The organism is Hyalangium sp. (genome assembly GCF_035629615.1).
In the GTDB taxonomy this organism is placed as follows: domain Bacteria; phylum Myxococcota; class Myxococcia; order Myxococcales; family Myxococcaceae; genus Hyalangium.
Genome location: NZ_DASPHO010000904.1, coordinates 1 through 9,505, shown reverse-complemented (window position 1 = coordinate 9,505; position 9,505 = coordinate 1). Strand labels below are relative to the sequence as shown.

Annotated in this window: 6 protein-coding genes; 5 read left to right on the top strand and 1 reads right to left on the bottom strand. The window is 69.9% G+C overall.

Annotated features, from left to right (window positions below; all coding sequences use genetic code 11):
- Together VD972_RS45160 and VD972_RS45155 are read left to right on the top strand one after the other, a co-directional pair.
- Nucleotides 1-861, top strand: an 861-nt coding sequence (locus tag VD972_RS45160) for an alpha/beta hydrolase (protein ID WP_324996314.1), incomplete at its 5' end; no start/stop codon positions are given.
- A 233-nt stretch (nt 862-1,094) separates the two neighbouring features.
- On the top strand, nt 1,095-2,012 hold the full coding sequence (locus VD972_RS45155; RefSeq protein WP_324996312.1) for a class I SAM-dependent methyltransferase: 918 nt from the start codon (nt 1,095-1,097) through the stop codon (nt 2,010-2,012).
- 22 nt (nt 2,013-2,034) lie between these two features.
- On the opposite strand, the gene VD972_RS45150 is transcribed toward VD972_RS45155, so the two are convergent.
- Complete coding sequence (locus tag VD972_RS45150; protein WP_324996311.1) at nt 2,035-6,906, bottom strand: protein kinase domain-containing protein; 4,872 nt, start codon at nt 6,904-6,906, stop codon at nt 2,035-2,037.
- 509 nt (nt 6,907-7,415) lie between these two features.
- Between VD972_RS45150 and VD972_RS45145 the strand changes: the two genes are divergently transcribed.
- The 3 genes from VD972_RS45145 to VD972_RS45135 all read left to right on the top strand — a co-directional run.
- Nucleotides 7,416-8,390: a fumarylacetoacetate hydrolase family protein gene (locus VD972_RS45145; protein ID WP_324996309.1), complete on the top strand. Its 975-nt coding sequence runs from the start codon at nt 7,416-7,418 to the stop codon at nt 8,388-8,390.
- A complete protein-coding gene (maiA, locus tag VD972_RS45140; protein WP_324996307.1) occupies nt 8,387-9,034 on the top strand; it encodes a maleylacetoacetate isomerase in 648 nt (215 codons plus the stop codon). Before VD972_RS45145 ends, maiA begins: the two co-directional genes overlap by 4 nt.
- A 28-nt stretch (nt 9,035-9,062) precedes the next feature.
- Nucleotides 9,063-9,505: VOC family protein (locus VD972_RS45135; RefSeq protein WP_324996305.1), on the top strand; the 443-nt coding region annotated here is incomplete at its 3' end.

Sequence of the window (9,505 nt, the reverse complement as noted above, 5' to 3'; positions counted from 1 at the left end):
ACCATGCCCTTCTTGTCGATTCGTGGCGTACAGCTCTATTACGAGGATACTGGCGGGCCCGGCGAGCCGATCGTTTTCAGCCACGGGCTGCTCTGGAACTCGCACCTCTACTCCCAGCAGATCGAAGCCCTCAGGGGGCGCTATCGCTGCATTGCCTATGACCATCGCGGCCAGGGGCGCAGCGCGGCTCCCCCTGGCAAGGCGATTGATCTGCGCACGGTCTACGAGGACGCCGTGGCCTTCATCCAGGCCCTGGGGCTGGCGCCCTGTCACTTCGTGGGCCTGTCCCAGGGGGGCTTCGTGGGGCTGCGCGTCGCGGCACGTCACCCGGAGCTGCTGCGCTCACTCACGCTCCTGGACACGTGCGCGAGCTCCGAGTCGCTGTGGAACCTCTCGCGCTACTGGCTCCTGACGGCGACGACGCACTGGCTGGGGCTGCGGCCGGTGGTGGACCGGCTCATGTCCATCTACTTCGGGCCGACCTTCATGAAGGATCCGGCGCGGGCGGCCGAGCGCGAGGAGCTGCGGCGCCAGCTCTTGCAGAACCCGCGGGATGTGTGGCGCGCCATGCAGGGAGTGATCACCCGGCGCGGCGTCACCGAGGAGCTCTCCCGCATCACCACGCCGACGCTCATCCTGGTGGGCGAGGAGGACGTGGTGACACGGCCGGAGACGGCGGAGACGTTGCACACGCGCATCCAAGGCTCACGGCTGGTGCGACTGCCACACGTGGGCCACATGTCCAACCTGGAGCAGCCGGAGCTGGTGAACCGCGCCATCCACCGGTTCCTCTCCGGGCTCACACCCTCTCGCCACGAAGCGCTCGCGCTCGACACCCGGGTTGCCGTCTCCGCACCTTAGCAGTCTCTCCAGATCGCGTCTTCAGGCATGACGCGGGCCGCCGTGTCCACTGGCTGGCAAGGGAGCGCCCTCGCAACGCGATGCATCCTCGGAATGGCGGGAGGGGGGCTCTCGCGTTGTGGATGTTGATGCACAATCCATTTCCTCTCGTACTCAAGACGCCTGACCTCGTTCGTGGACTGGAGCGCAACGCACTGCTCGCACCCGTGTCAGACTGGGCGAGCCAGAGCGAGATGCTCGGTCAAGCGACCTCCTGGCTGGATGGCATCTACCGGCAGCTGGCCAACGGAGGAGATGTACAGGCGGGGATGATGACCCTGCACCATGGGCTCTTTCATCTCCGCCGCCACTGGAGCCGCAAGGACTGGCGGCGTTTCTGTCTCGAGGTCGCGCGGATCCACCCCCTTCGGGAGCTGCTCCACCAGTGCCCCTTCACGCGCCACGGCTACGAGCGTCCGCGCGGCTATGCAGGGGATGCGGCGCTCATTGACTACCTTTACGCAGAACGTCTGGAAGGGGAGCAGCACCTCCACCCTGGTGCCTACATCTACCGCTTCATGTACCAGCAGCCCAGCCCCCGGAGCGTCCGGGAGCGGCGTGTGCTGCTGGCCAAGGAGATTGACACGGTGGCCTCCCAGGTCCACCGGCCGAGGATTCTCTCGGTGGCCTGCGGGCACCTGCGCGAGGCCGAGCTGTCCTACTCCGTGAAGGAGCACCGCGTGGGCGAGTTCATCGCCTTCGATCAGGATCCCATGAGCCTGGCGGAGGTGGCGCGCCAGCACCCGGAGACGGCCATCCGGCCGGTGTGCGGCTCCGTGCGCGCCCTGCTCACGGGCCGCACCGTGTTCGGACACCTGGATCTGGCCTACTCCGCGGGCCTGTACGACTACCTCTCCGACAACACGGCCCGTCGCCTGACGCAGCTGCTCTTCAACATGCTGAACCCGGGCGGGCGCCTGCTGGTGGCCAACTTCGCCACCTGCCCCGAGGCCGGGTACCTCGAGGCCTTCATGGACTGGTGGCTCATCTACCGCGATGAGGATCAGATGCAGGCCCTCACCCTCGACGTCGATCCGATGCAGCTCGCCGGCACGCGCATGTTCCGCGACAGCGAGCAGAACGTCATCTACCTGGAGCTGACTCGGCGCTGAGGGGCCTGGCCCTCGCAGCGCGCTACTCCGGGCCGCGCAGGGGGAGGGTGACGGTGAAGGTGGCGCCCTGGCCTGGGGCGCTCTCGACCTGCACCGTCCCCCTGAGCGCCTGGACGATCTCCCGCACCAGCCACAGCCCGATGCCGAACCCGCCGTAGTGCCGCACGGACACGGCGCGCTCGAAGCGCTCGAAGATGCGCTGGGCATCCTCCGGGGCGATGCCGATGCCCTCGTCCTGGACCTTGAGCCGGGCGTGGGTGCCGTCGCTCTCGATCGTCACCTGGATGCGCTTGCCCGCGCCGTACTTCATCGCGTTGGTGAGCAGGTTGCCCACCACCTGCTCCAGCCTCATGGTGTCCCACCGCCCTACCACGCTGCCGCTGGCATACAGCTCGATAGGGCACTCCGCGCGCGCCAGCGCCTCGCGCGAGCGCTCGATGACGCCGCGCACCAGCGTCACCAGCTCCACGTCCTCGAGCTTCCCGAGCAGCTGCCCCTGCGCCACGCGCGAGATGTCCAGCAGCTCGTTGACGAGCTTGCCCAGGCGCTGCGTCTGCAGGTTGGCTGACTCCAGCTTGTTGGCCACGCGCTCGGGCGGGACGCTCTGTGTGGCCTGCCGCACCTGGGACATGAGGCCCTGGAGGTGCAGCTGGAGCGAGGTGAGCGGCGTCTTCAGCTCATGGGCGGCGATGGAGAGGAAGTCATCCCGGCGGCGCACCGCCTCCTGCTCCTCGAGGTAGAGCCGGCCCCGCTCCTCGGAGAGGGCGGCCATGCGCTCGAAGCCCTCCGCGTTCTCCAACGCCACGCTGGCCAGGGTGGTGATGAAGCCGGTGAGCCTCTCCTCATCCTCGCCGAACAGCTCGCCCACCTGGCCGTGGCTGGCGCAGACGCACGCCACCGTCTTGCCGCGCACCTGCAGCGGTGCGCACAGCAGCGAGCGGACACCGATCATCTCCATGCTGTCGCTCACGCCGCCAGGCATGCCCTGGCCCAGGATGGCCGGCCGCCCCGTCTCCAGGGCCCGGTTGATGGCGGTGCGGCTCACGCCCTCGGCTGCCCGGAGGTCCTCGGGCAGCACGTCCGCCGGATCCAGCACCACGCAGTGCTCGGCGCGCAGCAGCTCCAGCATGGACTGGCGCACGGCCTCGAAGACCGCCTCTCGGGTGAGGGCAGAGGCGATGCGCCGGCCCGCCTCGAGCACCCGGGGGAAGCGATCCGCCAGGGACAAGGTCTCCAGACGCTCAGGGGTGGCCCCGGGCGCGAGCGACTCCTCGCCCAGCCCCTGCTCCATCTCCTGCAGCTCCCGCGAGGCCGTCTTGAGATCGTCCGCGGCCTCGGGCCAGCCGAGCTCCTTGCCCACCTGTCCGCGCGCCAGCAGCGTCTGGGCGCGCTCGTGGCGCATCTTCAGCTCCTCGGCCACGCGCAGGCTCTGGTCCAGCCAGCGGCGGGCCTTGCGGCTGTGCCCGGCCATGGCCGCCAGCAGGCCTCGCTCGCGCAGGGCGTGGGGGAGGCTGTTGCGGTAGGTGCGTGCCATCTTGTGGGCGCGCCGCGCGGCGCTCTCGGCCTCCTCCAGCAGCTCCGCGCGCCGGGCGGGTGCGAACGAGGAGATGCCCTCCAGGCGCCGGCGCAGCGCGGTGGTGAGCCAGGCGGGCACGGGCGTCACGTACTCCGAGCGCAGGTGGGCGTGCTCCACCAGGCGCTCGGCCTGCTCCAGGGTCGTGACGGCGCCCTCCGCGTCGCCCTCGTGGAGCTGGCGGAGGGCCTCGGACATGAGGACGCCAGCGCGCGACTGGGGGTCCGCGCTGGGGTTGGCCAGCTCCGTCTCCAGCAGGCCCAGGGGAATGCGGCCTCCCGCGGACTTGCCCCACACCTCCAGGGCGAGCCGCACCGCGTAGCGATCCCCGATGGCCAGCGCCGCCTGGTGCAGCAGCTGGGCGGAGCTGAGGGCCTCCTTCAGCCGCCCGAGCCGGTAGAGGGCCATGGCCACCTGGAAGTGGGCGTTGTTCACCTCCCACCGGTCTCCCGTCCGCTCCAACAGGCGGATGGACTCGCGGCACCGCTCGATGCACTCCTCGAAGCGGCCGGTGCAGTACATGGCCAGTCCGTAGAAGTGGAGCGACTGCCCCTGGCCCCAGACGTCGCCCATCTGCCGGCGCATCGCCAGGGACTTGTTCACGTAGTCAATGGCGCGCGCATACCACGGCAGCACCGTGGCCACGGGCGAGTGCTCGGAGTAGGCCTGGGCCAGCTCGGGGGTGGGAGGGTAGCGCTCGGCGATGTTCATCCCGCGCAGGTGCGTCCAGAGCACGGCCATTCGGCCCCGCTCGTACCAGTAGCCATAGGCCAGCCGGCTATAGAGGTGGACGGCGAGCAGATCCTCTTCGCTCTCGCTGTCCCCGAGGGGACGGCGAGCCAGCCACACCTGGGGCAGCAGGGTATGGCCGGCCTGCACGGCGAGCTCCCACAGGGCGCCGACAGCCCGAAGGGAGTTGCTGTCCGGGACCCAGCGCCCGAGCAGCTTCAGCCCCTTCTCGAGGGCCGCGTTGGTCTCCACCACGTTGCCGCGCTTGAAGGCCAGCTCCCCCAGCTTGGCCCAGATGCGCGCCTGCTCCACGCGATCGCTGGCGAGGCTCTGGGCGAGCTCGAGCTGCGGCTGGGCCTCCTCGTACCGGCCGCGCAGCATGAGCACGTCTCCCAGTCCGGCGGTGATGCGGTAGCGGGTGCTCGCGTCCGCGCCCGCCACGCCGCGCTCGGCGATGCGGTAGTTGAGCTCGGCCGTCGCCAGGGCGAACTGCTGGCGGGCCCGCTCCGCCGCCACCAGCGCGTAGGGCAGGGCCTGGGTGTACTCACCCGCGGCGTCAAAGTGGTAGGCCAGCTCGAAGGGATCCGCCTGCGGGCTGCTGGCGATGGTGGCCGCCGTCAGCCGGTGCAGCTCCTTGCGCTCCTCGGGCCGCAGGAGCCCCAGCAGGGCCTCGCGCAGCTTGTCGTGGACGAAGGTGTAGCGCGCCCGGCTGTCCTCCCACAGCATGTGGCGCCGGCGAGGCTCGGCCAGGGCCGCGGACACCCGCTCGCTGTGCGTGCCCGAGAGCGCCGCCACGCGCTCCAGATCGAAGACCTTGCCCAGCACCGCGCCCACCGAGAGCAAGCGCAGCGCCTCCGCGGGCAGCCGCTTCAGCCGGCGCACCAGGAAGGAGGCCGCCTGCCGCGAGGAGCGCACGTGGGCCATGGCGTCCGGATCCACCTGCCACCCGTCCGGGCCAGGCACCAGGGCTCCGTCCTCCACCAGCCCGTGGAGCACCGCCGAGGCCATGAAGGGGTTGCCCTCGGAGAGGCGGGCCACCAACTCGGTGGCCTCGGGCGGCAGGGCGCCCGCCATGGACTCCGCCATGCGCGTCACATCAGCGGCGCCGAACGTGGCCAGGCGCAGGTGGGCGCTGGGCTTCAGGCGCCGCAGCATGTGCCCGGCCCCCGCCTCCTCGCTGCGGAAGGACACCACGAGCATGGCATGCCCGCCGGTGCGCGAGGACGTCTGCTGCCAGGCCTCGATGGCCCGCAGCGTCAGCTCGTCCGCCCACTGGCAGTCATCCAGCAGCACCACCGCCGGCTCTGCCTCCGTGCCCAGCGCCCCCAGCAGCGAGGTGAGGGCGCGGATACCGCGGCTCTCTCCGAAGGACTCCGGGCCCAGGTTCTGCTGTGGGGCGGGGCGCATCACGGGCTCCAGCTGGGGCAGCACGGTGGCCAGCGCCGCCTCCTGGCCCACCAACCGCTGGCGGAGCACCTCCACCAGCGCGGGCCGCTCCCGAGCCGCCGCGGCGATGCCGGCGGCCACGCCCGTGAAGAGCTGGAAGGGGCGCTGCGCGGCCTGATCCATGGCCTGGCCCTGGAGCACCCAGGCCCGGTAGTGCACGGCGCGCGCGGAGAACTCCTCCAGCAGCCGGCTCTTGCCGCCGCCGGACTCGGCCTCCACCACCACCAGCCGCACCGGTTCCGAGCGGGTGCGCTCCAGCTCGCGCTCCAGCACTGCCAGCTCCTCGTGGCGGCCCACGAAGGAGGGCTCGGTGAGGCTGCGGCGCTGATCATGCGCGCCGGTGACGAGCTCAGGCTCCGCCTCGCCGTGCGAGAGCGCCTCGTCCAAGGCGCGCAGGTCGGCCAGCGCGGACTCCGCGGACTGGTAGCGGTCCGTCGGGTCCGTCTGCAGCAGCCGGCCCACCAGCTCCTCCAGGGCGCGGGGGATCTCCACACCGCCGCTGCGCAGCTTGGGACGCACGGCCAGGTGCTGGCGCAGCACCTCGCCCACGGAGTTTCCATCGAAGGCCGGGCGGCCGGAGAGCGCCTCGAAGAGGACGATGCCCACCGAGTACAGATCCGAGGTCGCCTCCACCGAGCGGTTGAGCAGCCCCGCCTGCTCCGGCGAGAGGTAGCGGGCGGTGCCCACGGGCAGATCCCTCAGCGAGGGATCCAACCTTTCGCTGCGGGACAGCCCGAAGTCCACCAGCGTGGCACGCTCCAGCGGCTGACCGTCAACGATGATGTTGGCGGGCTTCACATCCCGGTGGAGCACACCGTGGCGGTGGCCCTCTGCCAGGGCGGCCAGCACGCACTGCCCCAGGGTGAGGACCTCTGACAGGGTGAGACTGCCGCGGGTGAGCCGCTCCTGCAGCGTCTCTCCGGGGATGTAGGGCATCACCAGATAGAGCAGCTCGCCCGACACACCCAGGTGGAGGATGGATGCCAGGAAGCTGCTCTGCAGCTCGGAGAGCACTGCGGCCTCATGCTCCAGCCGCTGGCGTGCGGTGGGAGCCATGGAGCTGGTGGAGGTCACCTTGATGACGACCCGGCCTCCGGTACGCAGGTCGCTCCCCAGCCAGGTCGAGATTCCTCGGCCAGCCTTCATGCGCTGGAGAACCTCGAAGCGGTTGCCCAACCGCCGTCCGGGAAGGGGTTCTCCAGGAACGGCGCCGGCCTGTGGAAAGCCCTCTGCCATGAAGTGCCCTCGCCCTCCCAGCGCATTGCGGCGGCAATGCGGCCGGCTGCGCGTCGTCCCTGCGACAACCTTGGTGCCGGACCGGTCGATGCCAAGGGGTCGGTCGTGACCAACGCAGGGCCGCAGTCCTGGCGGTCAACAAACTCCAGGGGATTCCATCCCTCCTACCTCCAAAGGCCCCCCCGACAGCTCGGGGGGTAGCCAGGCAGGCGGCGTCATGACGCACTGCGCACTGGCTTGAGAGACAGCTAACGGGATCACAGCAGGCCTGCCACTGGGGGCCAGGCTTCTGGCAGCGACAATACGGACACCGGGTACGCCACGCCGCTGTGGCTTGACACCCTGGGGCCCGCAGCCCAAAAGCCCAGCCCAAGGCGGCGGCCTGCCACTTCCTTTCTCGGCCGCCCAGGAGCCCGGCATTGAAGCTCGCCACCCTGAAGGATGGGACTCGCGACGGACGGCTGATCGTCGTCAAGCGCGACAGCTCGGCGTATGCGCTGGCCACCTCCGTGGCCCTCACGCTGCAGGACGCCCTGGATGACTGGGCGCGGACGGAGCCACTGCTGCGCGCCGTGGCCGAGCAGCTCGAGGCCGGCACCGTGCAGAGCCGCCCGCTGGAGGTGGGTGCGCTGCTGGCTCCGCTGCCCCGCGCCTACGAGTGGATCGACGGCAGTTCCTTCCTCAACCACGTCATCCTGGTGCGCAAGGCGCGCGGCGCCGAGCCGCCTCCCACGCTGAAGACGGATCCGCTCGTCTACCAGGGCGGCTCAGGCGAGTTCCTCGCGCCCACGGCGGACATCCCCCTGGGCGACGAGGCGTGGGGCCTGGACTTCGAGAGCGAGGTCTGCGTCATCCTCGGCGACACGCCACAGGGCACGAAGGCGGCCGAGGCGGGCAAGCACATCCAGCTGCTGATGCTCTGCAACGATGTGTCCCTGCGCAACCTCATCCCGGACGAGCTGGCCAAGGGCTTCGGCTTCTTCCAGAGCAAGCCCGCCACCGCGTTCAGCCCCTTTGCGATCACCCCGGACGAGCTGGGCCCGGCGTGGAAGGAGGGCCGGCTGCACCTGCGCGTGCGCTCCACGCTCAATGGCCAGCTCGTGGGCGACACGGAGGCGGGGGAGATGCACTTCTCCTTCCCTGAGCTCATCCAGCACATCTGCAAGACGCGCGGCTTCACCGCGGGCACCATCCTGGGCAGCGGCACCGTCTCCAACGAGGACAGGGCCCGGGGCATCTCCTGTCTCGCTGAGCGCCGGACGATCGAGACGCTCGAGGAGGGCAAGCCGAAGACGCCCTTCATGAAGCCCGGAGACACCATCCAGATCGAAGTGCTGGACGCCGCGGGCCAGAGCCCCTTCGGCCGCATCTCCCAGAAGGTGGTGGGGCGATGAAGCTCTACAGCTACTGGCGCTCCTCCTGCTCGTGGCGGGTGCGCATCGCCCTGAACCTCAAGGGCCTGGCGTACACCTACGAGGCCGTGCACTTGCTGAAGGACGGCGGCCAGCAGAACACGGAGGCCTACCGGGCTGTCAGCCCCATGCGCACCGTGCCCACCCTCGAGCTCGAGGAGGGTGGGGTGGTGCGGCGGCTCTCCCAGTCGCTCGCCATCCTGGAGTACCTGGAGGAGCGCTACCGCACGCCCGCTCTGCTTCCGGCCGATCCACTGCTGCGCGCCCGGGCCCGGATGTTGTCGGAGATGGTGAACTCGGGCATCCAGCCGCTGCAGAACCTCTCCGTGCTGCAGCTCGTGAAGAGCGAGCTGAAGGGCGACGACAAGGCCTTCGCGGCGCACTGGAACATGCGCGGGCTGGCGGGGCTGGAGGCCGCGGTGAAGGAGACGGCCGGCACCTACTGTCTGGGAGAGACAGTGTCTTTCGCAGACATCCTCCTGGTGCCCCAGCTCTACTCGGCCCGGCGTTTTGGGGTAGACCTCACGCCCTATCCCACGCTGACGCGCATCGAAGCGGCGTGCGAGCAGCTTCCCGCCTTCCAGGCGGCTTATCCCGACCGGCAACCCGACGCGGTGCCGATCTGACACGCTGACGCGCTTGAAGGAGTCGACCATGGGCAAGATCGAGTCGCTGGGCATCAAGACCATCGAGAGCATTCACTGGTACGTGCATGACCTGGAGCGCAGCCGCAGCTTCTACACGCAGGGAATGGACTTCGCGGAGCTGGGCGTGTCCTCGCCGGAGCTGGAGAAGTCCGGCAAGCAGAAGTCGGCCGTCTTCCAGGCGGGAGACATCGTCCTCATCGTCAGCCAGCCGGTGGGCGAGGGAGGGCGGGCGTGGCGCTTCCTGCGCAAGCACCCGGATGGGGTGGGCACCATCAACTTCGAGGTGCATGACATCGAGAAGACGTTCCGGCTGCTGGAGCAGCGCGGCGCCACCTTCATCACGGACATCCAGCGCTTCACGGATGACCGGGGCGGCCGGCTGTCCATGTTCAGCATCACCACGCCGTTTGGCGACACCACGTTCCGCTTCTTGCAGCGGGATGGGTACCG